We start from the raw sequence: 24,545 nt of genomic DNA, 5'->3' as shown, positions 1-24,545 counted from the left end.
CTTCACGCTGGCCGCTTTTTTTATGCGCTTATTAATACCGGTAATTGTCCAAGTCAACCAGGAAAGGATAAGATCTGGCCAGCTTGGCCCAAAGCCAGTAGGTCAACAGGCTGATCCCGGTTGTCCAGCCAGCCGTGTACAACAAGCTGAAACCAATCGCCTTCAAGGTCAGATCCGTCCAGCCAATCAACCGGAAAACCAGCCAGGTATAAAGGCAGGCAACGGTAATCGCCAGAATGTTGCCCAGCAGACGGAAAACGAAGAGTTCGGGAAAGACCCGGGCATACCAGCGGCCAAATGCCGACAGGGCTGGCAGGATAAAGGTATAGATCCCGATGATCCCCCAGAAATAGAGATCAGCAACCACCCCGGCAACCAGAGCCAGCCAGATTTCTTTTTCATTCCGGTCATCTTCATAAGCGATGATCAAAACGGAAATTGGCAGGATCAAGAGCCCTGCCCGGCCATGCTGGTAGGTCAAGGCCGGCTGCAGGTAAACGGACAAAGTCCCTTCCAAAACCATGGCCAGGTAAAGAGCGATTGCCAAAACCCATTGCTTAAAAATCCGCATTAGCCAGCCACGCTCCTTTTGACGACCGTTACCACGGACGCGTCGCTCAAATTGCCGGCCGGCTTGATCTTGATCAAGTCAGACAGACCAAAGCTGTCCTTGGTGGTTTCCGCCACCGTCCCGATCAAGAGCCCTTTTGGCGAAGTCCCGCCCAGGCCACTGGTGTAGACCTTGGTCCCCTTCTTCAGCTTGCTTGAGCTGGAGGCCTGGGTGAAGGTCAAAGTTCCGCCGGACTGCACGCTAATGATCCCGTGAAGAACCTTGCCCGTGTCAGTCGTGGCTTGCACGGCAAAGCGGTTGGCTGAGCTGTCAGTCGTGGTAATCAGTTCCACCTTGCTCGTAGCCGCGTCGACTTCCAGGATCCGGCCAATCACGCCGCCGCCAGACATAACTGCCATGTCCTTCTTTAAGCCTGAGCTCTTCCCCTTGTCAATGGTCAAGACTTCTGACCAGCTGTCGCTTGAGCGGGAAATTACTGAAGCAGTCGTTGTCGTATAGCCGGTCAAGGTCTTCTTGATTCCAGCCGCTGCCTTCAGCTGCTTGTTTTCCTTTTCCAAGGCAGCGTTTCTGGCTTCTACTTGAGCCAGTTCAGATACTTTCTTCTTTAAATGGCTGTTTTCGTCAGCAGCGTTCTTCAAGTCATTGACACTGTCGATTCCGTCAGTAAACCAGGAAACCGGCACGCTCACGATTCTTGAACCAACAGAGACGATATCATTGCCCAAGCGCTGGATTAAAAGCGGCGCGCTCAAGTTATTTCTCAGCATCACCGTTGAGCCAAGCAGGGCTGCTAAAAGCGCCACGGTTCCAAAAGCCGCCAGCATTTTCCTGTTTTGAAAAAAATTCTTCATAGACACCTATCCAAATATAAAAACCGGCCCGGAGGCCGGTTTTCTTATTTCTTATCTGCTAGTCTTCCGCATTACGTCCAGGTGCTTCAAAGATTCACCGGTACCGATTGCTACACAGTCAAGCGGATCTTGAGCGATGAAGACCGGCACCTTGGTCGCGTCAGAGATGACTTCTGGCAAGTTCTTGAGCAGGGCACCACCACCGGTCAGGACGATACCATGGTCAATTACGTCTGCGGCAATTTCAGGAGAAGTCAATTCCAAAGTTTCCTTGATCGCAACAATGATGTCTTGAACAACGTCTTGAATAGCAGTTGCAACGTCAACGGCACTGATTTCCAATGACTTCGGCAAACCTGACACCAGGTCACGGCCGCGGATGGTCATGGATTCGATTTCCTTGGCTGCTTCCACGGAAGCTGAACCGATTTGGATCTTGATGTCTTCAGCGGTTCTTTCACCGATCAGCAGGTTGTACTTGCCATGAACGAAGTTGGTGATTGCTTGGTTGAACTTGTCACCAGCCTGGCGAATGGAAGTTGAAGAAACGATCCCGCCCAGGGAAATAGTGGCTACGTCAGTCGTACCACCACCGATGTCAACAACCATGGAACCAGTTGGTTCCATAACCGGCAAACCGGCACCGATAGCTGCGGCAAATGGTTCTTCAATCACATAAGCTTCTCTGGCGCCTGCCACCCGGGCAGCGTCAATAACTGCGCGCTTTTCAACTTCAGTGACGCCTGAAGGCACGCAGATCATGACTGAAGGCTTGGAATTGCCGACCGTCTTGCCCATGAAGTACTTAAGCATGGCCGCGGTCGTGTCGTAGTCAGCGATAACCCCGTCCTTCATCGGGCGGATAGCCACGATTGAGCCTGGAGTTCTGCCGATCATTTCCTTGGCTTCTGAACCAACTGCAATAACTTCGCCAGTCTTGGTATTCTTGGCAACGACTGAAGGCTCACGCAAAACGATGCCTTTGCCTTCAACGTAGACCAGGGTGTTGGCGGTACCCAGGTCAATGCCGATATTCTTTGAACCTAATCCAAACACGGATATCTCTCCTTATTTACTCGCTTAATCTTGCTTAATTATAGCATAATGCCCGTGAAAGTCATGGATTGGTACAAATTTTAGCTAATTTTAAAACAATTCCCTCTCCCGCAGGCTCAAGTATTCGCCTCCGCCGATGATGAAATGGTCCAGAAAGGTGATCTTCATGATCTTGCTGGCTTTTTTCAAGCCCTTGGTCAGTTCCAGGTCATTGTCTGACGGAGTCAGCGCCCCGCTGGGATGGTTGTGGGCCACAATAATGCTGGCGCAGCCGTAGACCACCGCCCAGCGGAAAATTTCTCTGGGGTGGACCCAGGACCGGTCCAGGGTGCCTTGGAAAAGCATTTTTTCCCCCAACAGATTCTGCTGCTGGTCAAAATACAGGACCCAGAACTGCTCCTGCTTTTGCCCCAGCAGCTTATTGGCCAGGTAATTGCCAATCTTAGAGCTGCTGGCCCAGTCAGAGCTGCGCCGCATGTCAGTCCGCCGCAAACGATCCATGGCCACCTCGATGGTCAAGGCCAGGTCATTGGAACAATCGGGGCCTGAGGCATAGTCCAAGATGTCCTTGAAGCTGGCAATGTGCTTTTGGTCCAGCAAGTGCAACAGATCATCCAGACTCTGGCAGGGCAGCTGGTCAAAGAGCAGCTTGAGCAGGTCACGGTCACTTTCAACATAATAGTAGTTTTGCGTAGTTTCAGTCATTTGACTTTCCTCCTTATTTTTACGCTCTACTACTAATTACGCCAAAAACTAGGAAATTTTTTTCAAAAAGTCAAAAAAGTCCGGACAAATCATTTGGGCCCGCGCCCGGTCTTCTGCTGTAGCAGGCTTAAGGTCCGGAATCATAACGCAATCAATCCCGGCATTTTCCGCTGCCTCGACCCCCATGCTGGAGTCTTCAAAAATCAAGAGCTGGTCTTTACTAAGGCCGCTGCGCTCCTGGGCAGCCAGATAGAGGTCCGGGAAAGGCTTGGAGCGGAGTTTTTTCTCAGCAACTTCATCATGGGTAACGATAAAGTCAAAGCTGTTCCGGCAGCCGGTCACCCAGAGATTGTGGTCAACCACGCTTTTATAGTTGTTGCTGGCAATCCCGATCGTTAAGCCCAGATCGTTAAAGCGCTCCAGGGCCTCCTTGACTCCGGTCTTCAGCTTCAGCTTGCCCTGGTCGGTCCACTCCCAGACCAGGTCGTCAGTCCGCTTGACAAAAGCCTGGCGGACCTCATTGCTTGGAAAGTATTTTTCGTAAAATTCATCCATGGCCTTGACGCTGGCGCCAACCAAGCCCAAGTAAGTATCATCGCTGATGCCCAGCTTGTATTCCCGGGCAGCCTGGATGTTGGCCTTCCAGTAGAGCTCTTCGGAGTTGACCAGGAGTCCATCCATGTCAAAAATAACCCCCTGCTTGTCCGTCTTTAAAGCTTCAACACGCATATTTTTCCTCTTTCATCTTTCATCCTCAGTCCACCTGCAGAAGCTGCAGAACCGCGCTGACCAGGTAAAAAGAACCCGTAACCAAGATCAAGTCTTGGTCGCCAGCTTCCGCCATCACTTGCTTTAAAGCTTGGTTCAAATCACCCTCATAGGCAAATTTTTCCTGGGCCCAGGCCGGAAAGTCAGCCTTTTTGGCAGCCCGCGGGTAGGCCAGGCTGGTCAAGGTTACTTTTTCGTCCTTCAGCAAGGCTAAAAAGTCGCTCAAGTCCTTGTCCTTCATCATGCCGGCTAAAACCAAAAGCCGGCCGCCCTTTTCTTTGGCCAGGCCGCGGGCATATGCCGCAAGCTCGCGGCCAGCCTGGACATTGTGAGCCCCGTCCAGCAAAAAGCTGCATCCCGCCTTTTCCAAGCGCTGGTAGCGGCCAGGAACCGTCGTTTTGGTCAAGGCTTCTTCTGCTGCCTTTTCGCTTAAAGCAAGAGGCAATACGGCAAAAGCCGCCAAAGCCATGGCCGCGTCTTTAGCTTCAGGCAGGGGCCAGGCCGGCAATTGGTATTTTTGTCCGGCAACTAGCAGCTCATAGCCTGTTTTTTCTTCCTTAACCTGGAAGTCCTGGCCCAGCCAGTAAGCAGGACTGGCAGTTTTGGTGATTTTTTCTTCAACGATTCTCCGCACGCTGGCCGGAATATCGCCGAGAATAACTGGGACAGCCGGCTTGATAATTCCGCTCTTTTCTTTAGCAATGTCCGCCAAGGTCGGCCCGATGATCTGTTCATGGTCAAGGCCAATTGTGGTAATCAAGCTGACCGCGGGCGTTATCACGTTGGTCTTATCATGCTCAGCCCCAATGCCAACTTCAATAACCGCGTAGTCGCATTTTTGCTTGGCAAAAAAGAGAAAGGCCATCGCGACTTCATATTCAAAGGTAACCAGGGCAAAATTCGCCTCTTCTTCGCGCAGGCGGCCGACCGCTGCTTCAACTTCGTTGGCAACGGCCAAGAGGTCCTCATCCGCAATTGCCTGCCCGTTCAGCTGGATTCGCTCGTTAAAACGGATGATAAAGGGCGAAACAAAAAGGCCAGTCTGCTGACCGGCCTTTTGGAGCAGATTGCTCAGGTAATATGCAGTTGAGCCCTTGCCGTTGGTTCCCGTAATGTGGCAGCACTTGACCTTGTCCTGGGGATCGCCCAGAGCCTTGAGCACCCGTTTGACATAGGTCAGGTCGCTCTTTTCGTGCAAGCGCGGCAAATGATAGAGGTAAGCGGTAAGTTCATTAACTGTCTTAAATTTCACGTCTTTAACGACTTTCTTTCAATTCCTTGATGCGGTCGCGCACGCCGGCCAGCTGGCTTTCGTATTCAGCCAGCTTGCCCTTTTCCTTTTCAACCACGGCAGCTGGAGCGTGGTCAACAAAGCCCTTGTTGGCCAGCTTCTTGCTTGCCCGGTCGACTTCAGCTTCCAGGCGGGCTTCTTCCTTGCCCATCTTGGCGATTTCTTCATCCAGGTCAACCAGTTCTGAAAGCGGCACGAAGATTTGGGCCCCCGCGATGACAGCCGTCTTGGCTAATTTCGGAGCGTTGATCTTGCCGGAGATTTCCAGCTTCTTCGGGTGCAGGAAGTTTTCCACGTATTCCATGTTATCCCGCAGAATTGCTTCATTCTCTTCGTCATCAAGCTGGATCAAGATGTCGATAGCGCTGGACATTGGAGCGTTCACTTCCATCCGGATGTTCCGGACAGCCTTGATGATTTCGATCAAGAAGGCCATGTCTTCATCAGCCTTGGCGTTGTCAAATTCATCGTGGGCTTTCGGGTAAGCAGCAGTCATGATGGACTTGCCTTCATGCGGCATGGACAGCCAGAGCTTTTCAGTCACGAATGGCATGATTGGGTGGATGAGGCGCAGGATCTGGTCCAGAATCCAGGTCAAGTTAGCCTGTTTTCTGGCCTTCAGTTCTTCATCGTCGCCGTAAAGGGCAACCTTGGAGATTTCGATGTACCAGTCACAGAAGTCATTCCAGATGAAGTTGTACATTTCCCGACCGGCTTCCCCGAATTGGAATTCGTCAAAGAGACGGTTGGTTTCCTTGACAGTGTGGTTCAAGCGGTCAAAAATCCAGGCATCAGCCAGGTCAAACTTGCTGGTGTCCGGCTTTTGGGCAGGCTTGGCGTCTTCCGGCAGGTTCATGATCACGAAACGGCTGGCATTCCAGAGCTTGTTGATGAAGTTCCAGGCAGCGTCCATCTTGGTGTAGCTGAAGCGGGTGTCCTGGCCAGGCGCGGTCCCGTTCAAAAGGAACCAGCGCAAAGCGTCGGCGCCGTACTTGTCAATGACGTCCATTGGGTCGATCCCGTTGCCCAGGGACTTGGACATCTTCCGCCCCTGCTCGTCTCTGATCAAACCGTGCAAAACGACATTGTCAAATGGCCGCTCGCCAGTGAAGTGCAGGCTTTGGAAGATCATCCGGGAAACCCAGAAGAAGATAATGTCATAGCCAGTTACCAAGGCGTTGGTTGGGAAGTAGCGCTTGAAGTCAGCAGAGTCTTCATCCGGCCAGCCCAAAGTTGAGAATGGCCAGAGGGCACTGGAGAACCAAGTGTCCAGAACGTCCTGGTCTTGTTCCCAGTTTTCAATATCTTCTGGCGCTTCCTCACCGACGTACATTTCCCCGGTCTGCTTGTTGTACCAAGCAGGAATCCGGTGACCCCACCAGAGCTGACGGGAGATGACCCAGTCGTGGACGTTTTCCATCCACCGCTCTAAAGTGCCTTCAAAGCGGTCTGGCACGAAGTTGACTCTGCCTTCGCCCTTTTGGTTTTCCAAAACCTTGTCAGCCAGCGGCTTCATCTTGACGAACCATTGAGTGGACAGGCGAGGTTCAACTTGCACGCCGGAACGTTCAGAGTGACCAACTGAGTGGACGATTGGTTCAACCTTGATCAGGTAGCCTTCAGCCTTAAGGTCTTCAACCAGCTGCTTGCGGCAGTCGAAACGGTCCATGCCGGCGTACTTGCCCGCCTTGTCGTTCATGGTCCCATCATCGTTCATCACGTTGATCCGTGGCAGGTCATGCCGGTTGCCGACTTCAAAGTCGTTCGGGTCGTGGGCCGGGGTAATCTTCACCAGACCAGTCCCGAATTCCGGGTCGACGTGCTGGTCTTCAATGATCGGGATCTCCCTGCCAACCAGCGGCAGAATCAGCTTCTTGCCAACCAAGTCCTTGTAGCGTTCATCCCCTGGGGCAACAGCCACGGCCGTGTCACCAAACATGGTTTCCGGCCGGGTAGTAGCAATTTCCACGCTGCCAGAACCGTCAGCCAGCGGGTAGTTGATGTGGTAGAAGGCCCCTTGGTCGTCCTGGTGGACAACTTCGATGTCAGACAAGGCAGTCCGCAGCTTCGGGTCCCAGTTGATGATGTATTCACCCCGGTAGATCAAGCCTTCATTGTAGAGCTGAACGAAAACCCGGCGGACAGCCTTGGATAAGCCCTTGTCCAGGGTAAAGCGTTCCCGGCTGTAGTCCAGGGACAGACCCAGCTTTTGCCACTGGCTCTTGATGATGTTGGCGTATTCGTCCTTCCATTCCCAGACCTTTTCCACAAACTTTTCCCGGCCCAGGTCATAGCGGCTGACCCCTTGTTCACGCAGGCGGGCTTCAACCTTGGCCTGGGTGGCGATGCCGGCGTGGTCCATGCCTGGCAGGTAAAGGGTGTCATAGCCCTGCATCCGCTTGTAGCGGATCAAGGTGTCTTGAATCGCCGTGTCCCAGGCGTGGCCCAGGTGCAGCTTGCCAGTAACGTTTGGCGGCGGGATAACGATTGAGTAAGGCTTGGCCTTCTTGTCGCCGGACGGCTTGAACAGGTCCTCGTCCAGCCATTCTTGATAGCGGCCAGCTTCAACCTCTTGCGGGTTGTATTTTGGTGCTAATTCTGTCATAAATTTCCTCCAATAAAAAAGTCCTAGACAAGTAAATGTCTAGGACGATATATAACCGCGGTACCACCTAAATTGAGCATAATGCTCCGCTTAAACGCGGTAACGGCGCGGATACCGGACCGGCTTACTCCTGCTTCAGCCGGCCAGCGAATCAAGCTACCAGGCGCCTTCCGGTCTCTCAGCTTAAATGACCTTTCTCTGTCATGAAGCGCCACCTCTTGATCTTGGCTTTGTCACAAAGTATAGCATAATTTTTTCAGCCATTAAAGGGAAACTTGCTCTAAGGCCGCCAGCTCTTCTTTCGTGAAAGGCCGGTAGGAGCCAGCCGCCAAATCAGCCGGCAAAGTCAAGGGACCCATGCTGAGCCTTTTGAGCTTTAAAACCTTCATCCCCTGGGAGGCAAACATCCGCTTGACCTGGTGATATTTGCCTTCCGTAATGGTGATCTCGATTTCTGACTGCTCTTGGTCTCTGTCTTGCCTCAAGATCTTCAGATTGCCCGGCTTTAGCTTTGTTCCGTCTTTTAAAGTGAGGCCTGCCGCAATTGCCTTGGCCGTTTCTTCATCAGCCAGTCCGGCCAAAAGAGCGTAGTAGGTCTTGGCCACATGGTATTCCGGAGCCAGGAGCTGGTGGGCCAATTGCCCGTCATTGGTTAAAAGCAAGAGACCAGTTGTGTCCTTGTCCAAACGGCCAACTGGGGCAATTTTTTGATAGCGGTCCTGGTCTTTTAATAGGTCCAGGACGGTCTTTTGCCGGGAGTCTTCCGTTGCTGACAAGACGCCAGCTGGCTTATTGAGCAAAAAGTAGTGGTACTGCTGGTAGACAATGGCCTGGCCCTTGACCAGGACTTCAGCGTCTTCTTTCACCTTCTGCTTGGCTGACCGGCAGACCTTCCCGTTGACCGTCACCTGGCCAGCTTTAATGATCTCATGAACCTGGGACCTTGATCCCACCTTCATGTTGGCCAAAAATTTGTCCAGGCGCAGCATTAAAGCAGGTCCGCGTCTTCTTCAGCCAGGTCATCCAGGAAGCTTTGGCCTGGGTAGATCGGAGTGACCTTGACTCCGGCCAAGGCCCGCTCAATCAAGCCGTCAACGTCCAGGCGGCTTTCGTATTCCCGGGCCTTGTCGATCTTCGGCTTGGTCTTTGGCCGCGGCGGGGCAAAAATGGTGCAGCAGTCTTCAAATGGCTGGATGGACAGGTCAAAAGTCCCGATTTCTTCAGCCTTGGCGATAATTTCGGTCTTGTCCATGGTGGCAACTGGCCGCAATACAGGAGTGGTCGTCACGTCATTGATAGCTGCCATGGATTCCAAGGTCTGGGAAGCAACTTGGCCAACTGATTCCCCGTTGAAGATGGCCAAAGCATGCCGCTTTTCTCTGATGATGTCAGCCAGCCGCAGCATGAAGCGGCGCTGAACGGTCATCAAGTAGCCCTCTGGCAGCTTTTCCTTGATCGTTTCCTGGATTTCAGCAAAAGGCACTTCGATAAAATTGATCCGGCCGCTGTACTTGGCCAAAATGCTGGTCAATTCCTTGGCCTTGGCCAGGGCCTTTTCAGAAGTGTATGGCGGTGAGAAGAAGTGGACCATTTCAATGTTCACGCCCCGCTTCATGGCCAGGTAGGAAGCTACCGGGGAGTCGATCCCGCCGGACAGCATCATCACTGCCTTGCCGGCCGTGCCAACCGGCATCCCGCCTGCCCCATGCAAGAGCTGGTTGGAGATGTAGGCCCCGTCCTGGCGGATTTCCAAAAGCAGGACCATGTCCGGGTGCTTCATTTCCGCCTGCAGGCCTTCCATGTGGTTGTAAAGGTAGTCGGCCACCATTTGGTTCAGCTGATTGGTGTCGTAGATAAACTTGTGGTCGCTTCTTCTGGTGTTGACCTTGAAGGTCATGCCTGGCTTGTAAGTTGCCTGCATCAGTTCCAGGGCAGTTTTTTCAATGGCTTCCAGGCTCTTTTCAGTCTTGATGACTGGTGAGTAGGTCTGGATCCCGAAAACGACCTTCAAGCGGTCATTTACTGGTTCAAAAGGCGTCCCGTTCAAAAGGATGTGCATCCGGTCGTGGTGGGTCTGGATCTTCAAGTCCGGGAAGTCGCGGAGCACCTTTTGGACATTGCTGGCCAGGCGGTTGATAAAGTCCTTCCGGTTCTTGCCCTTAGTGGACAGTTCGCCGTAGCGAATCATGATTTCTGTGTATTGCAAATTTTATTCTCCTAAGTGGTTGATCTTGGCAAAGTGCTGGTAAATCTTGTCAAAAGCCGCGATGAATTCGTCTGCTTCTTCTAAAGTATTGCTTTCATCAAAGCTGAGGCGGACGGCGCTGGTCGCGATTTCATCTGGCGTCTTCATCGCCACCAAAGTGCTGGCTTCGTCCGCCTTTTTTGAGGCGCAGGCGGAAGTGGTGGAAATAAAGATGTCTTGGTCTTCCAAAGTGTGGACCAAAGTCTCGCCCCGGATCCCTTCCAAGGCAAAGCAAAGGATGTGGGGAGCGAAGTCAGCCTGCAAAGGAGAGAAGATGTGGATGCCCGGCTTATCTGCCAGGTACTTGCTGATCTTCTCCTTAATGGCGTATTCTCTGTCAGCCTTTTCCTTTTCATCTGTCAAAAGCAGGCGGGTGGCCTTGGCCATGGCCGCGATGGCCGCCAGGTTTTCCGTCCCGCTTCTTAAGCCTTTTTCCTGGCCGCCGCCTTCACACAAAGGCATCAGCATCCGGCCCCGCTTTTTGTACAAAATACCGATGCCGCGTGGACCATGGAATTTGTGGGAAGAGAAGCTCATCATGTCGACCCGGGAGGTGAAGACCTGGTCCCAGATCCCCTTGCCCAGGGCCTGGACATTGTCGACGTGGAAGTGAACGTTCGGGTAGTCTTCCAGGATTTCAGAAATTTCCTTGATCGGCTGGATAGTCCCGATTTCGTTGTTGACGCCCATGATAGAAACCAAAGTCGTGTCCTTGTCCAGAGCGGCCTTTAAGTCTTCTGGATTGACCCGGCCTTCCTTGTCAACTGGCAGGCGGGTAACCCGGAAGCCCAGGTTTTCCAGTTCGGTGAAGGTATTGGCCACTGAGGCATGCTCAACGGATGAGGTGATGATGTGCTTGCCGAATTCCCGCTTGGCCCAGGCCGTCCCCTTGATGGCCGTGTTGTTGGATTCCGTCCCGCCGGAAGTAAAGTAGATTTCATCGGTATTTACTCCCAGCAAATCCGCGATCTGCTTACGGGAAGCTTCCAGCAAGCCGTGGGCCCGGTCGCCTAACTTGTGCAGGCTGGAAGGGTTGCCCCAGATTTTGGTCACGACCTGGCTGTAGGTCTCTAATGCTTCAGGTGCCATTTTCGTCGTGGCACTGTTGTCAAAATAAATCACTCTTCTTGCTCCTTGAAAAAAGCGGCCATTTAAATGACCGCTTAGTTTTAAATGATATTTTATTTTAGTCCAAAAGCCGCTTGACTTCAATCAATCAGCTCTTTTTGTTCTTGATAGTAGGAATTTTCAATCCGCTGGTAGCTGCCTGGTTCAACCCGCTCCACCGCCGTAGCGATCGTGTCCAGGGCATCCTTGTAGTTGTAGTCCCTGTCATACAGCTTCATAGCGTTTCTGCGGGCCCGTACTACGCCTTCATTGTCCAGGAACTTGTTAGAGTACTGCATGGTCAGCTCAAAAAGATTGGCTGAGCTGATAATATCTTCTGCTTCTCTTTGCAGGCGGTCAACGTCATCTGAGATCTGCACCAGTTCTTCAGAGATCTTTTCCATATTGATCCGGACTTGGTTGAGTTCCCCGCTGGTCTTGCTGATTTCATTGATGACCAGAGTGTACATTTGCAAAAAGCCTTCCGGAATCCCCGGCAGATTCTGCCGGCTGAGGTGGCGGTAGACCAGGGAGACCTGCTGCTTGAATTCCTTGATTGACCGCTGGGCAACTTCTTCAGCCTCGTAAAGGCCGTCAACCGCTTCAGAGAGCTCTTGCTGGCGCTTGCCGATTTCCTGCAGGCGGCCAAGAATTCTGATCCAGTCATCCTGGACTTCAGAGTAAACCGCCCGGCCATCAGCGATCCGCTGGCTGGCCCGGATGTAGTCAGAATCCATCTTATGGACTTCTCTTTCCAGCTCCCGGCTTTCGTCCAGTTCCCCGTGGGTCAGCTCATAGCTTTCGTCGATGTGGCGCAATTTCTTGATCAGCTGCTGGCTGACGGTCTGCTGGTGGGTCAAGAGCCGCTGCAGCTTGTCCTGGTTCTTTTCAACAAAAGGCCGGGCCTTGTATTCCTTCTCCAGGATCCCGTAAAGGGTCTTGATCTCCTTTTCGACCTTCTTCATCCCCTTGCTGGTTTCTTCCAAATCCAGCTGGGCCAAAGAAGCCAGGGACCGGTCAATCTGGTCGTTGCTCTGCTTGATTTCCAGCAAGACGTCCAGGCTGCCGAAACCGTACTTGGCATCCCGCATCTGCTTGTAGCCAGCCGCGATTTCGTCCAGCTGTTCGGCAAAAACGGTCTGCAGGTTGTGCTGGTCTTCCTTAACTTCAGGCAGCTTGGTCTTCAAGGCCGTCAGATCGTCGCGTATTTTCGCCAAAACCCGCTTGGCTTCAACATGGTCGCCTTGAGCCGACAGATTCTTGGCCTGGGCAAAGTCTTCTTCCATGGCGGACAAGTGGTTTTCTATCTCTTCTAACGCCACGCTGTAGTCAAAAGAATCAGCCAGGATTTCCTTGCGGATTTCCCGGTAGCTCTGCATCAATTCGTCATATTGGGCCTTGTTTTCCCGGTTCGACTCCAAAAGTTGGGTAAAGACATCCGATGAATTCTTGACGTCTTCAGAGATGGAGTCGACTAATTCTCTGGCCTGCTTGATGCTTTGGTGGGATTTGACCAGGCGGTAGCGGGCATTTTCGTCTGCCCCGTCTTCAATCAAGCGCTGGATTTCAGGAAAAAGTTCCGCTGCCTTCTGGTAGCTCTTCTTCCAGGTATTGAGGGTGGCCAGGCTTTCCCCGGCCAGTTCCATCTGGTCCAGTTTGCCGATAGCGCGCTCTAAGTGCAAGTCTTCCATATTGCCCAGTTCATTGTCGAGCTCTTCGATCTCGCGCAATTGCCGGCGGTTGATCAAAAGCATGGCCATGACCAGGACGATGATCGTGATAATTAAAGTGATGAGTAGTAGAGATTGTGTTGATGACATATCTTTCTCCTCCGAACTAAAGTTAATTATACCAAACTAGCCTCTGAAATATTTCGACTTTGTCAGACTTTCTGCGTTTTTTTCTTGCTTTCCGGGCCCAAAGCCCTTATAATGGTCAACGTGTAAAATATTTGCAGCCATAAGCGACAAGAACGTCAACATCCCGGGACGTTTAGTGAACGAGTAACCCACGCTGCACGGGCGAAAATGTAAACTCGGGATGCACGAATGTTGAGCCTATATTGTGATTATTTTACTCCAACAATTTTTATTATTTTTATTGGAGGAATTTTAATATGTCAAGATACACTGGTCCAAGTTGGAAGCGGTCAAGAAGATTGGGTATTTCTTTGTCAGGCACTGGCAAGGAACTTGCTCGTCGTTCATACGCTCCAGGTCAACACGGTCCTAACCAACGCGGCCGTCTTTCAGAATACGGCATGCAATTGCACGAAAAGCAAAAGCTGCGCTGGATGTTCGGCTTGAACGAACGCCAATTCCGTACTTTGTTTGCCCGCGCTGGTAAGATCCGTGAAGGCCAACACGGTACCAACTTCATGATCTTGCTTGAACGTCGTTTGGACAACGTTGTTTACCGTCTCGGCTTGGCTACTACCCGTGAACAAGCCCGTCAATTGGTAAACCACGGCCACATCACTGTTGATGGCAAGCGCGTTGACATTCCTTCATACGAAGTTAAGGTTGGTCAAACCATTAGCTTGAAGGAAAAGTCAAAGAACCTGCAACAAGTTAAGGACGCTTTGGAAGCTGTTGCTTCACGTCCATCATTTGTTTCATTTGACGAAGACAAGATGGAAGGTCAATTGGTTCGTTTCCCAGAACGTGACGAAATGGAACCAGAAATTGACGAAGCCTTGGTTGTTGAATACTACAACAAGTTGCTGTAATATCAATTCGGCTTCAAAGTCTTTCCCAGTTTTGGGAAAGGCTTTTTTCTTGCCCAAAAAGTTCAGTTATAATATGCTTTAGACCCAGAAAAAGACAGTTTTAATTTTTAGAAAGGACGAAGCCATGACTGAAGATTTAGCCAAAAGAGTCGAAAATGCTGCTAGCGGCATTACTCCGCAGACCAGACCTGACGAGCGGCGGCGCTTCTTGGGCTCTTTGAGGGAGCGGGTTTTCGTGCGCATGACCATCAAAGACTGTGAAGACGACAAGTTAACCAAGCTTTTCTTGGATCACTTTGCTGACTACAAGGGCTACACCATTTTGATCAACGCCAACACCCCCAACCCGACCTTTGTCGGCCAGATTGAAAGCCGGGCCAGCAAGGAGCAGGTTTCCTTCCGTCTGGTCAATGACGAAACTGCCAGAAAAGGCGATGACGATTCCGCCATTCTGGTCGTCAGCAAGGAAGCCATCAACCGGATGCGGATCGAATTAACCCAGGTCTACGCCCCGCCCCTGCCGGCGGAAGAATTGCCGGTGCCAAAGAAAAAGGGCTTTTTGGCCAGATTCTTTGGGGGCGATAAATGAAGCCCTTAGCCTACCGGATGCGGCCCCAGTCCATCGACCAGGTCGTCGGCCAGCAGCACCTGGTCGGCCCTAAAAAGATCATCCGCCGCATGGTTGAAGCCAAGCAGCTCTCTTCCATGATTCTGTATGGACCGCCGGGCATTGGCAAAACCAGCATCGCCAGCGCGATCGCCGGCAGCAGCAAGTATGCCTTCCGCCAGCTCAACGCGGCTACCGACGGGCAAAAAGAGCTCTCCCAGGTCGCCGCTGAAGGCAAGATGAGCGGGACGGTCGTCCTTTTGCTGGATGAAATCCACCGGCTCAACAAGGTCAAGCAGGACTTCCTTTTGCCGCTGCTGGAATCCGGCCAGGTGATCATGATCGGGGCCACCACGGAAAATCCCTACCTGGCCATCTCCCCGGCCATCCGGTCCCGCTGCCAGATTTTTGAACTGAAGCCTTTGACTGAAGACGAGATTTTGACAGCTGTCAACCGGGCCTTAACCGATGAAGAAAGAGGCCTGGGCAAGTACCATGCCAAGCTGACGGATGAAGCGGGGAAATTTTTGGCCCAGAAAGGCAACGGGGACCTGCGGGCCACTTTAAACAGCCTGGAACTGGCGGTTTTGTCGACCAAGCAGGAACTGGAAGCTGAAGGCAAAGACGCCTCCTCTTTCACGGTTACCTTGGACGACATGGCCGATTCCCTGCAGCTGAAAATCCAGAACTTTGATGCCGACGGGGACGGCCACTATGACCTCTTGTCCGCCTTTCAAAAGTCCATCCGGGGCTCTGACACTGATGCGGGCCTGCACTACCTGGGCCGGCTTCTCGAATCCGGTGACCTGGTTTCAATCTGCCGCCGGCTCAGCGTAATTGCCTATGAAGATATCGGCCTGGCCAATCCGCCGGCCTGTGAGCGGGCTATTTTAGCCGTACAGACCGCCCAGCAGCTGGGCCTGCCAGAAGCCCGGATCCCCCTGGCCAACGCCGTCATCGAGCTCTGCTTGTCTCCTAAGAGCAATTCTGCTATGACAGCTATCGACGCGGCTTTAGCCGATATCCGCCAGACTAATGTCGGCCAGATTCCCGACCAGTTGAAAGACGCCCACTATCAAGGTGCCGGCAAGCTGGGCCACGGAACTGGCTATCTTTACCCCCATGACTACCCGGGCGACTGGGTGGCCCAGGCCTATCTGCCTGACCGCCTGCAGGGCAAGCAGTACTTTGCCCCTAAGGGCGAGAGCAAGTTTGAAGCAGCTTTTAAGAGCCAGTACCAGCGCCTGCATGACCTGCAAAAAGAGGGTCTTAAGAGGAAGTGAAAGCGCTACGATTTTACTTGACAAAGGCTGCCGGGTTCTATATTATAATAAGTGATCTGAGTTGATCGTCAGAAAGCTTATTTGTAAATTAGTTGACCGATCAAACTTAAGGACGTGGTGGCCTGTCAGTAACTACTGAATCGGAATGCTGCTTACGCAGAATCCATATTCACTGCGCGATGGGCCGGATTTTGTGATTTTTTTACGGGATCAACAAGCGCCATTTATGCTTTGGTCAACTCGGATTTTCTTAGACAATAACAGCGGTCCTTCGGGCCGCTTTTTTGTTTATTCCTGCCCCTAGATTACTCAGTGTGTTTTCAGCCCTTTTGAAAACTAGAAAGTTCATTCGATGCTCTACATCCGTATTTTCATGATTATTTTTATCGCCTGCATGCTGCTGACCGCCTGGTACCTCTGGCACCGGAGAAACGGCGCCTTCCTGGTCTTTGACGTTTCCAGCTCCCCGGAGCTTCACAGCTTGATGACCATCTGCGCCTGGACGCTTCTCGCGATCAGCGTTTTGGGGATCATTTTGCTCTTCTTTGACAACAAGTATCTCAACTTGATCACCCTCTTTTTGGGCTCAGCGACGATTTTTATCTTCGCCCTCCTGCTTTCGCAAAACAATCAGTAAATTTATTAAAATGCTTTCATTTTTTTGGTAAAATAGAGACAGGAAGAGGTGGCAAAAATGACTAAACAATACCAATACAAACATATCCAAGTAGCTGTTGACGGTTCCAAGGAAGCTGACCTGGCTTTCAAGAAGGCCGTTACGGTTGCCAAGCACATGAACGCCAGCCTGGAAATTCTCCACGTTATCGACACGCGGTCCTTCCAGAACGTTTCCAGCTTTGACTCAGCCATGGTTGAGCAGGTTTCCAACGACGCCAAGAAGAAGATGGAAAAGTACTACCAGTCTGCCTTAGACAGCGGCGTCAAGGAAGTCCACTACTCTATCGAATTCGGCTCACCAAAGGCCATCATCAGCCGGGAATTCCCGAAGAAGCACGACATCGACTTGATCGTTGTCGGCGCGACCGGTTTGAACGCCGTTGAGCGTTTGCTCATCGGCAGCGTGACTGAATACGTCACCAGAACTGCTGACTGCGACATCCTGGTCGTTCGGCACAACAAGGCTGCTTTGGACTAAGTCCAGCTGAATATCATAAAACCGCCCCGGTCGATTGACCGAGGCGGTTTTCATATGCTCTCAAAAATTCAGTTAAAAGTCGCCAGCCGTGCTGAACATGTAGTCCTTGTTGTGCCACTTCATCGAGAGGATCAAGCCGATCCCGATCATGTTCCCGATCAAGGCAGACCCACCCTGTGAAACAAATGGCAGGGGCACCCCGGTAAGGGGCAGTAAATCAATGCTCATGCCGATATTTTCAAAGACGTGGAACAAAATCATCATGATAATCCCTGTGGACACATATGAATAGAAGGCGTTCTTGGTCGAGAAGGTGATCTTGACCATCTGCACGATCAAGACGAAGTAAATCCCGATCAAGGCCACGCCGCCGACAAAGCCGAAGCTTTCCCCGACCACGGAGAAGATCATGTCTGAGTTCCGGACTGGCACGTAGACTTTAATATTGTTAAAGCCATTGCCAAAAATCTGCCCGGACCCGATGGCCTTCATGCTCTGCCAGAGCTGGTAGGCGCTGTTGGAGTTGTCACCTGAAGGGTCACTCCAGGACTTGATTCTTTCCAGCTGGTAGGTCTTGAAGTAATGGCGCAAAATCGTCTGCCCTTCACTGGTAAAGACCAGGAGGATGACGCCGACGCCAACCACTACCATCAGGATAAAGACAGGAATGATGATTTTCCAGGAGATCCCTGAAACCAGAAGGATCCCCGCGGTAATCGCTACAAAGACCAGGGTGGTCCCGAAGTCAGGCTGCAGCATAAGGAGCATGGCTACTGGCAAAAACCAGGCCATGACCTTGCCGATCAAGAGCCAGTCATTTCTGAGGTTGTGGGAGTAACGCTCATTGTGCTCTCTGACTACTCTGGCAAGCTGCAGGATAAAGGCCGGCTTCATGACTTCCGAAGGCTGGAAGCTGACGGGCCCAACGACAAACCAACTCTTGGCCCCGCTGCTGGCGGCCGTTGTCCGGTCATACAGGAAAAGGACCGCGATCAGCAGGAGGATCCCCAGCCCATACAGGTAGGGGGCCAGCTTGAAGATCTGCTCGGCGTCAAAGCGGACGATGAAGGCTACCATCAGCCAGGAAACCGTGTACCAAACAATCTGCATGGCCACGGTTCTGGTTGGCGTCCCATAGGTCGAGTCGTTAACCGACGCGTTGTAAATTGAATAAAAACTGACGAATGACAGCAACACCACGGGAATTACGACTCCCCAGGCAATGCGGTCATACCATTTGCTTTCTTCTTGAACTTTTGCCATTAACTATCACTTTATTCGTTAAAATTATTTTTCGTGCAAGGTGAAGTAGGCCAGCAGGTCGTTGATGCCGGCATCAAGGCTCTTGGCAAACATCACGTTCTTGGACTTGCTGCTGGTTACCCTGAACTTGCCGTCAACCTGTTCGATCAAGCCGATCTGGCGCTTCTTCGGAATTACTACTTCCCAAGTCGGTACCCGGCGGCCAGACAGTTCGTTGACCTCGATCCCGATGTTTTCTTGATTTCTTGACATATTCCCTCCTCGTTAGTGACTGTGGAATTTTCTGGCAATAATTTCGTCTTCATATTCTTCTGGGTGTGGGTTGCGCAATAGGGTAAACTTGTCCGGCACCGGATCCACCCCGCCGCGGTTAAATGGATTGCAGCGCAGGATCCTTGCCAGACCCATCAGCAGTCCCAAAAGCGGACCATGCTTTTCCAAAGCGGTGATCATATAGCTGGAGCAGGTCGGGTAGAAACGGCAACTGTCCGGCAAAATCGGTGAAATTGCCCGCTGGTAAAAGCGGACTAGAAGAATCATTATTTGACGCATTATTAGTGACGTTCGTGCTTTTCAATATGCTGCAGCAGGATGCCAGTGCCCAGGGCAACTGATTCAAGCGGTGAATCAGCGATCAAAACCGGAACCTGCAGACTGTCGGCAATCAGCTTGTCGATGTTCTTCAGCAGGGCGCCACCACCAGTAATCATGATCCCCCGGTCAATGATGTCGGCAGACAATTCTGGCGGCGTTTCCTGCAGAACCTGCTTGGTAGCATCAATGATGCTTTGCAGGCCATCTTGCAGGGCTTCCGTTACTTCAGAGCTACTTACCTTGATTTGCTTTGGCAAACCGTCAATGGTATCCCGGCCGCGGACATTCATGCTTGCGTCCGGGTCTGGGTCAGTAGCGGCACCAATTTCGATCTTGATGGCTTCAGCCGTCCGCATCCCGATCAAGAGCTGGTGGTTGGCCTTGATGTAGTTGACGATCGCCTGGTTCATCCGGTCACCGGCATAGCGCAGGGACTTGGAAGTCACGATTTCACCCATGGACAGGATGGCGATGTCAGTCGTCCCCCCACCGATGTCGATAACCATATTCCCTTGCGGCTTGAAAATGTCCAGGCCGGCCCCAACAGCTGCTACCTTAGGCTCGTAGTCCAGGTAGACCTTGCCGCCGCCAGACTTTTCCGCGGCTTGGATGATTGCCTTTTGCTCGATTGAAGTTACTCCAGTCGGGGTGCAGACCAGAATGTTCGGCTTGCTCATGAAGCCCTTTACGTTCAGCTTCTCAATAAAGTAGCTCAGCATGGCTTCAGTAATGTCAAAATCAGCAATTACCCCGTCCTTTAAAGGCCGGATAACGCGGATGTTGCCAGGAGTACGGCCAACCATTTCATAAGCTTCAGTGCCGACAGCGACCACCTTGTTGGTGTTCGTATCCACGGCAACCACGGATGGCTCGTCGATCACAATGCCCTTGCCGGAAACGTTGATCAAAACGTTCGCGGTCCCCAAATCAATACCAATATCTTTTGACACGTCTATTTCCTCCATAACATATTAATTTTAATTGTACCATAAAAGCCCTCTGTATAGCGGATTCCGCCTAGCTTTAACCGATTCTTTAAAAGAGATTAGAGAGCTGCAATGAAGTATCTATCAAGGCGATCAAAAATTGGCCGACTGTATAGCCCAGGGCAATCGCCGTGAAAATTAAGAAGACCTGGGCCTCAAAGACCCGGTTAGACCGAATGATTTTCTCGATTCTGACGGCTTTGATCGCCTGAAAGGCTAAGGCAATGCAAACAAAGTAGATCACCAAGCTGATGATTGCGTGAATTCCAAGTTGTCTCATATAAAATCTACCATAAAAAAAGAGCGGAATAAATCCGCTCTTTTCCCTTATTTGTGCAGCGCGTCGTAAACGTGAATCCGGTTTACAGCCCGCCGCAAAGCAATTTGAGCCCGTTCCAATGACTGCTCGTCGTGCTTTTCCTTGGCTTCCTTGATGTGCGCCTCGGCCCGCTGCTTGGCAGCTTCAGCCCGACTGAGGTCAATGTTGCGCGCGCGTTCTGCGTTGTCGGCAATAATCGTCGCCACATTGTCGGCGAATTCGATGATCCCCCCGCTGACGGCGATGTGATCAACCTTGTGGTCGACATCGGCGCCGCGTTGGACCCTGACTTCACCAATCGTGAGCGGAGTTAAAATCGGCAGGTGGTTGTACAAGATCTGCCGGTCGCCGTCAATAGCCCGCATTGAGACGGAGCTGCCACGGTGAGAATAGATTAACCCGTTTGGCGTAACGATATTGATCTTAAACAGTTTCTCTGCTTCTGCCATGATGCATCAACCTACTTTTCTAATAAGGCTTTTGCTTCCGGATCGCTTGGGGTAACCCCCATCTTTTGCGCCTTCTTCAAAACGTCTTCGATCGGACCAACGCCTCTGAAGGCATCTTCAGGCAAGTCGTCAAGATGGCCGTCGAGGATCATCTTGAAGCCCTTGATCGTTTCCTTGATTGGAACGTATGAGCCTGGAACGCCGGTAAAGACTTCGGCAACGAAGAAGTTTTGTGACAGGAAGAACTGAATCTTACGTGCCCGGGCAACGATCAGCTTTTCTTCGTCTGACAATTCATCCATACCCAAAACTGAGATGATGTCTTGCAGTTCGCGGTAGCGTTGCAGAATGTGCTGAACCCGGGTAGCAACGTCGTAGTGTTCCTGGCCGACAATTTCTGGGTCCAGGGCACTGGAAGTTGATTCAAGCGGGTCAACGGCAGGGTAAATACCTTGTTCAACCAAGCTACGTTCCAAGTTGGTCGTCGCGTCCAAGTGGGCGAAAGTAGTCGCTGGCGCTGGGTCAGTGTAGTCGTCGGCTGGCACGTAAACGGCTTGGATAGAGGTAATTGACCCCTTCTTGGTGGAAGTGATTCTTTCTTGCAATTGACCCATTTCCGTTGCCAAAGTTGGCTGGTAACCAACGGCACTCGGAATCCGGCCCAGCAAGGCGGAAACTTCGGAACCGGCCTGGGTAAACCGGAAGATGTTGTCGATGAAGAGCAACACGTCCTGGCCTTCAACGTCTCTGAAGTATTCAGCGATCGTCAAACCGGTCAAAGCGACCCGCATTCTGGCACCAGGCGGCTCGTTCATCTGCCCGAAGACCATGGCAGTCTTTTCCAAAACGCCGGATGCCTTCATTTCGAAGTAAAGGTCGTTACCTTCACGGGTTCTTTCCCCGACACCAGTGAAGACGGAAATACCGTTGTGTTCCTGGGCAATGTTGTGAATCAATTCCTGGATGATCGTGGTCTTGCCGACCCCGGCACCACCAAACAGACCGACCTTACCACCACGCAGATATGGTTCCAGCAAGTCGATAACCTTAATACCAGTTTCCAGGATTTCACGGCTAGTAGTTAATTCATCATACTTAGGTGCTTCTTTGTGGATCCCGGAGCGAGGGTGGTCAGCTGGAAATTCTGGACCACCATCAATCGGTTGACCTAAAACGTTGAAGACCCGGCCCAAGGTATCCGGACCAACTGGTACGGAAATTGAGCTCCCAGTGTCTTCAACCTTCATCCCACGACGAAGGCCATCGGTAGATTCCATCGCGATGCAGCGCAAAACGCCATCGCCTTGTTCAAGAGTAACTTCAAGGATAATCGATTCGTCGTCTGACTTGATGACCTTCAAGGCATTGTTGATGTCTGGCAGGTCTTTGCCAATAGGAAACTTGACGTCGACAACAGGGCCGATTACTTGAACGATTTCACCTTGACTCAAACTTCTACCTCCTTTTCTCTTATTCAAGTGCATTCGCACCACTGACGATTTCAGTCAATTCAGTAGTGATTTGTGCTTGTCTTGCACGGTTCATTTGCAAACTAAGACTAGAAACAAGGTCCTTGGCATTGTCCGTGGCACTCTTCATGGCTGTCATAGAACTTGCGTGTTCGGCAGTCTTGGCGTCCAAAATGGCACCATAGATTTCCGCCCGCGCGAATTGCGGCAGCAAGGTTGCCAAAACGCTATCAATGTCAGGGGCAACTTCAAATTCAATCTTCTTGCTTTCCTTGGCTTCCGCGGTGTCGATGTCAAGGTCGACGATCGGCAGCATCTTTTCGGCCCGGAAGGCTGAAGACAAAGAATTCACGTGGTGGGTGTAGCAAACGTACAGTTCATCATAAACGCCGTTCAAGTACATCTTGATCGCCGTTGAAACGATTGGCAGGGTTTCCTTGAAAGTCGGCACGTCTGAAACGCCGTCTTTTTCATAGACAACGTTCAAGTTGTTCTTCTTGAAGAACTGGGAGCCGACGCTGCCGATTGACAGGATCTTGGACTCTCTGCCCTGCAGCTTGTCGTCGGCTACCAGGCCCATCATCTGCTTAATGACTGAGCTGTTGTAGGAGCCGACCAGACCACGGTCACCGGTAACTACCAGGTAGCCAACGGAATGAACTTCAGCCCGTGGCTTGATCATGTCAGAAATGATCCCCATCCCAAAGACGTCATCGTAGTCGATGGAGTCAATGTTGTCTTGCGTCAGGCGGTAGTTGGCCTTATTCAAGTGATTGATCACGCTGGCACTCATCAGCCGCGACACGGTTTGGTGGAGCAGCTGGTTGTATTCCTGGTAGCCCTTGTCTCTTTTTTCAGTCTGATTCAGTTTAGCTGCTGAAACCATGTGCATGGCTTCAGTAATCTTACTCGTTTGCTTGACAGAAGCAATTCTCTTCTTCAATTCAAGTAAAGATGCAGGCATAGTCTACCTCCTATTTGTTACTTGATGAAAAGCTGGATGCAAATTGTTGAATAGCTTCTTGAAGCTTGTTTTCATCTGGCAATTTGCCAGTTGACTTGATTTCAGCTAACAGATCAGCATGGTTGGCGTCAAAGTCGGTGTAAAGTTCTTGTTCAAAGCGAGCAATATCATCGACTGGTACCGCGTCCATAAAGCCATGCGTCAAAGCGTAAAGCAGGACAACCTGCTTTTCAACGGCAACCGGCTTGTGCAGCGGCTGCTTCAAAACTTCGACGGTCCGCCGGCCGCGGGCCAGCTTGGCTTGCGTTGCTTGGTCCAGGTCACTGCCGAACTGGGCAAAGCTTTCCAGTTCCCGGTATGAAGCCAGGTCGGTCCGCAAAGTACCGGCAACCTTCTTCATGGCTGGGATCTGCGCGGCCCCGCCGACACGGGAAACAGAAGCCCCGGCGTCGATGGCTGGGCGCGTGCCTGAGAAGAACAGGTCACTTTGCAAGAAGATCTGTCCGTCAGTGATGGAAATAACGTTGGTTGGAATGTAGGCGGAGATGTCCCCGGCTTCAGTCTGAATGAATGGCAGAGCAGTCAGTGAGCCACCGCCCAGTTCCTTGCTCAATTTAGCACTCCGTTCCAACAAACGTGAGTGCAGGTAGAAGACGTCACCTGGGTAGGCTTCACGGCCAGGCGGCCGACGAAGCAGCAGGGAAAGTTCACGGTAGGCAACAGCCTGCTTGGACAAGTCGTCGAAGACAACCAGGACGTCCTTGCCGGCGTACATAAATTCTTCACCCATCGCGGTCCCGGAATATGGCGCAATGTAAAGCATTGGCGCTGGTTCTGACGGACCAGCTTCAACGACGATGGTGTAGTCCATCGCCCCCAGCTCCTTCAAGGTTTCAACTTGTGCTCTGACAGTTGATTCCTTTTGACCAATTGAGACGTAAATACAAATTACGTCTTGCCCTTTTTGGTTCAAAATGGTGTCGATCGCTAAACTGGTCTTACCAGTCTTACGGTCACCGATAACCAGCTCACGCTGACCACGGCCAATTGGCACCAGCGCATCAATTGCCTTGATACCAGTTTGCAAAGGCTGGTTGACTGACTGCCGCTGCATAACGCCTGGCGCCTTGGACTCGATCGGCCGAGTCTTGTCAGTCTTAATTTCACCTAAGCCGTCAACTGGCTGGCCCAGTGGATTCACAACCCGTCCAATCAAAGCATCCCCAACTGGAACTTCCATAATCCGGCCAGTTCGCTTGACGCGGTCGCCTTCGCGGATGTCGTCAAACTTGCCCAGAATGATGATACCAACATCATTGCTTTCCAAGTTTTGGGCGATACCGTAGGCACCATTGTCGAACTGCAAAAGCTCACTTGACAAGACATTGTTCAAGCCGTGAGCGCGGGCGATACCATCGCCGACGTAAGTTACGACACCGACTTCATCGATGTCCAGCTTATCGTCGTAGTGTTCAAGTTGCTGCTTGATTAAAGAGCTGATTTCTTCCGCTTTAATGCTCAATGGTTT

The 24,545-nt window shown here is 51.7% G+C and carries 25 protein-coding genes; 5 read left to right on the top strand and 20 right to left on the bottom strand.

Annotated elements, in window-relative coordinates; genetic code table 11:
* Positions 1 to 31 precede the first annotated feature (31 nt).
* The 11 genes from mreD to ezrA form a co-directional block, all read right to left on the bottom strand.
* Positions 32 to 571 (bottom strand): rod shape-determining protein MreD, encoded by a 540-nt coding sequence (gene mreD / locus ACYVUU_RS03670; protein WP_484499975.1) that lies wholly within the window; start codon positions 569 to 571, stop codon positions 32 to 34.
* Entirely contained in the window at positions 571 to 1,422 is an 852-nt protein-coding gene (gene mreC, locus ACYVUU_RS03665; protein ID WP_439774667.1) for a rod shape-determining protein MreC, read from the bottom strand. The genes mreD and mreC overlap by 1 nt, the downstream gene beginning before the upstream one ends.
* 51 nt (positions 1,423 to 1,473) lie before the next feature.
* Positions 1,474 to 2,478 (bottom strand): rod shape-determining protein, encoded by a 1,005-nt coding sequence (locus tag ACYVUU_RS03660; RefSeq protein ID WP_004560533.1) that lies wholly within the window; start codon positions 2,476 to 2,478, stop codon positions 1,474 to 1,476.
* Positions 2,479 to 2,568: 90 nt separating this feature from the next.
* Positions 2,569 to 3,183, bottom strand: a complete 615-nt coding sequence (locus ACYVUU_RS03655; protein ID WP_439774668.1) for a JAB domain-containing protein — start codon at positions 3,181 to 3,183, stop codon at positions 2,569 to 2,571.
* Between the two features lie 48 nt (positions 3,184 to 3,231).
* A complete protein-coding gene (locus ACYVUU_RS03650) occupies positions 3,232 to 3,912 on the bottom strand; it encodes an HAD family hydrolase (protein WP_484499974.1) in 681 nt (226 codons plus the stop codon).
* Between the two features lie 25 nt (positions 3,913 to 3,937).
* Positions 3,938 to 5,203 (bottom strand): bifunctional folylpolyglutamate synthase/dihydrofolate synthase, encoded by a 1,266-nt coding sequence (locus ACYVUU_RS03645; RefSeq protein WP_484499973.1) that lies wholly within the window; start codon positions 5,201 to 5,203, stop codon positions 3,938 to 3,940.
* A gap of 4 nt (positions 5,204 to 5,207) precedes the next feature.
* Entirely contained in the window at positions 5,208 to 7,847 is a 2,640-nt protein-coding gene (locus ACYVUU_RS03640; RefSeq protein ID WP_484499972.1) for a valine--tRNA ligase, read from the bottom strand.
* A gap of 263 nt (positions 7,848 to 8,110) precedes the next feature.
* Positions 8,111 to 8,836, bottom strand: coding sequence for a pseudouridine synthase (locus ACYVUU_RS03635; protein ID WP_484499971.1), 726 nt, complete (start codon positions 8,834 to 8,836; stop codon positions 8,111 to 8,113).
* Positions 8,836 to 10,053 carry a tRNA uracil 4-sulfurtransferase ThiI gene (thiI, locus tag ACYVUU_RS03630; protein ID WP_484499970.1) on the bottom strand — a complete coding sequence of 406 codons (1,218 nt, stop codon included), beginning with the start codon at positions 10,051 to 10,053 and terminating at the stop codon, positions 8,836 to 8,838. Before thiI ends, ACYVUU_RS03635 begins: the two co-directional genes overlap by 1 nt.
* A gap of 3 nt (positions 10,054 to 10,056) precedes the next feature.
* Complete coding sequence (locus tag ACYVUU_RS03625; RefSeq protein ID WP_484499969.1) at positions 10,057 to 11,214, bottom strand: cysteine desulfurase family protein; 1,158 nt, start codon at positions 11,212 to 11,214, stop codon at positions 10,057 to 10,059.
* Between the two features lie 86 nt (positions 11,215 to 11,300).
* Positions 11,301 to 13,019, bottom strand: coding sequence for a septation ring formation regulator EzrA (ezrA, locus tag ACYVUU_RS03620; protein WP_439774675.1), 1,719 nt, complete (start codon positions 13,017 to 13,019; stop codon positions 11,301 to 11,303).
* A gap of 296 nt (positions 13,020 to 13,315) precedes the next feature.
* Between ezrA and rpsD the strand changes: the two genes are divergently transcribed.
* The 5 genes from rpsD to ACYVUU_RS03595 all read left to right on the top strand — a co-directional run bounded on the left by rpsD (position 13,316) and on the right by ACYVUU_RS03595 (position 16,973).
* On the top strand, positions 13,316 to 13,927 hold the full coding sequence (gene rpsD / locus ACYVUU_RS03615) for a 30S ribosomal protein S4 (RefSeq protein ID WP_201331551.1): 612 nt from the start codon (positions 13,316 to 13,318) through the stop codon (positions 13,925 to 13,927).
* Between the two features lie 124 nt (positions 13,928 to 14,051).
* Positions 14,052 to 14,516, top strand: coding sequence for a YueI family protein (locus ACYVUU_RS03610; protein WP_484499968.1), 465 nt, complete (start codon positions 14,052 to 14,054; stop codon positions 14,514 to 14,516).
* A complete protein-coding gene (locus ACYVUU_RS03605; RefSeq protein WP_439774677.1) occupies positions 14,513 to 15,817 on the top strand; it encodes a replication-associated recombination protein A in 1,305 nt (434 codons plus the stop codon). The genes ACYVUU_RS03610 and ACYVUU_RS03605 overlap by 4 nt, the downstream gene beginning before the upstream one ends.
* Before the next feature lie 352 nt (positions 15,818 to 16,169).
* Positions 16,170 to 16,454, top strand: coding sequence for a hypothetical protein (locus ACYVUU_RS03600; RefSeq protein ID WP_484499967.1), 285 nt, complete (start codon positions 16,170 to 16,172; stop codon positions 16,452 to 16,454).
* A gap of 57 nt (positions 16,455 to 16,511) precedes the next feature.
* Positions 16,512 to 16,973: a universal stress protein gene (locus ACYVUU_RS03595; RefSeq protein ID WP_439774679.1), complete on the top strand. Its 462-nt coding sequence runs from the start codon at positions 16,512 to 16,514 to the stop codon at positions 16,971 to 16,973.
* Between the two features lie 72 nt (positions 16,974 to 17,045).
* On the opposite strand, the gene ACYVUU_RS03590 is transcribed toward ACYVUU_RS03595, so the two are convergent.
* From ACYVUU_RS03590 to atpA, 9 genes are all read right to left on the bottom strand, one after another.
* Positions 17,046 to 18,236 carry an FtsW/RodA/SpoVE family cell cycle protein gene (locus ACYVUU_RS03590; protein ID WP_484499966.1) on the bottom strand — a complete coding sequence of 397 codons (1,191 nt, stop codon included), beginning with the start codon at positions 18,234 to 18,236 and terminating at the stop codon, positions 17,046 to 17,048.
* A gap of 24 nt (positions 18,237 to 18,260) precedes the next feature.
* A complete protein-coding gene (locus ACYVUU_RS03585; RefSeq protein WP_002880076.1) occupies positions 18,261 to 18,488 on the bottom strand; it encodes a DUF2969 domain-containing protein in 228 nt (75 codons plus the stop codon).
* A 12-nt stretch (positions 18,489 to 18,500) separates the two neighbouring features.
* Positions 18,501 to 18,788, bottom strand: a complete 288-nt coding sequence (gene yidD, locus ACYVUU_RS03580) for a membrane protein insertion efficiency factor YidD (protein WP_003617406.1) — start codon at positions 18,786 to 18,788, stop codon at positions 18,501 to 18,503.
* A gap of 2 nt (positions 18,789 to 18,790) precedes the next feature.
* Positions 18,791 to 19,780 (bottom strand): rod shape-determining protein MreB, encoded by a 990-nt coding sequence (gene mreB / locus ACYVUU_RS03575; protein ID WP_484499965.1) that lies wholly within the window; start codon positions 19,778 to 19,780, stop codon positions 18,791 to 18,793.
* An 85-nt stretch (positions 19,781 to 19,865) separates the two neighbouring features.
* Positions 19,866 to 20,096 carry a DUF1146 family protein gene (locus tag ACYVUU_RS03570; RefSeq protein WP_439775772.1) on the bottom strand — a complete coding sequence of 77 codons (231 nt, stop codon included), beginning with the start codon at positions 20,094 to 20,096 and terminating at the stop codon, positions 19,866 to 19,868.
* A 47-nt stretch (positions 20,097 to 20,143) separates the two neighbouring features.
* Positions 20,144 to 20,584 (bottom strand): F0F1 ATP synthase subunit epsilon, encoded by a 441-nt coding sequence (locus ACYVUU_RS03565; protein ID WP_296228114.1) that lies wholly within the window; start codon positions 20,582 to 20,584, stop codon positions 20,144 to 20,146.
* An 11-nt stretch (positions 20,585 to 20,595) separates the two neighbouring features.
* Entirely contained in the window at positions 20,596 to 22,035 is a 1,440-nt protein-coding gene (gene atpD, locus ACYVUU_RS03560; protein WP_439775773.1) for a F0F1 ATP synthase subunit beta, read from the bottom strand.
* 19 nt (positions 22,036 to 22,054) lie between these two features.
* Entirely contained in the window at positions 22,055 to 23,017 is a 963-nt protein-coding gene (locus tag ACYVUU_RS03555; protein ID WP_439775774.1) for a F0F1 ATP synthase subunit gamma, read from the bottom strand.
* Positions 23,018 to 23,027: 10 nt separating this feature from the next.
* Positions 23,028 to 24,539, bottom strand: a complete 1,512-nt coding sequence (gene atpA / locus ACYVUU_RS03550) for a F0F1 ATP synthase subunit alpha (RefSeq protein WP_484499964.1) — start codon at positions 24,537 to 24,539, stop codon at positions 23,028 to 23,030.
* Positions 24,540 to 24,545: the final 6 nt, after the last annotated feature.

It is taken from the genome of Lactobacillus sp. WILCCON 0058 (genome assembly GCF_057198005.1).
Note: the sequence above shows the minus strand (reverse complement) of the source record. Positions and strands in the feature narration are given on the sequence as shown.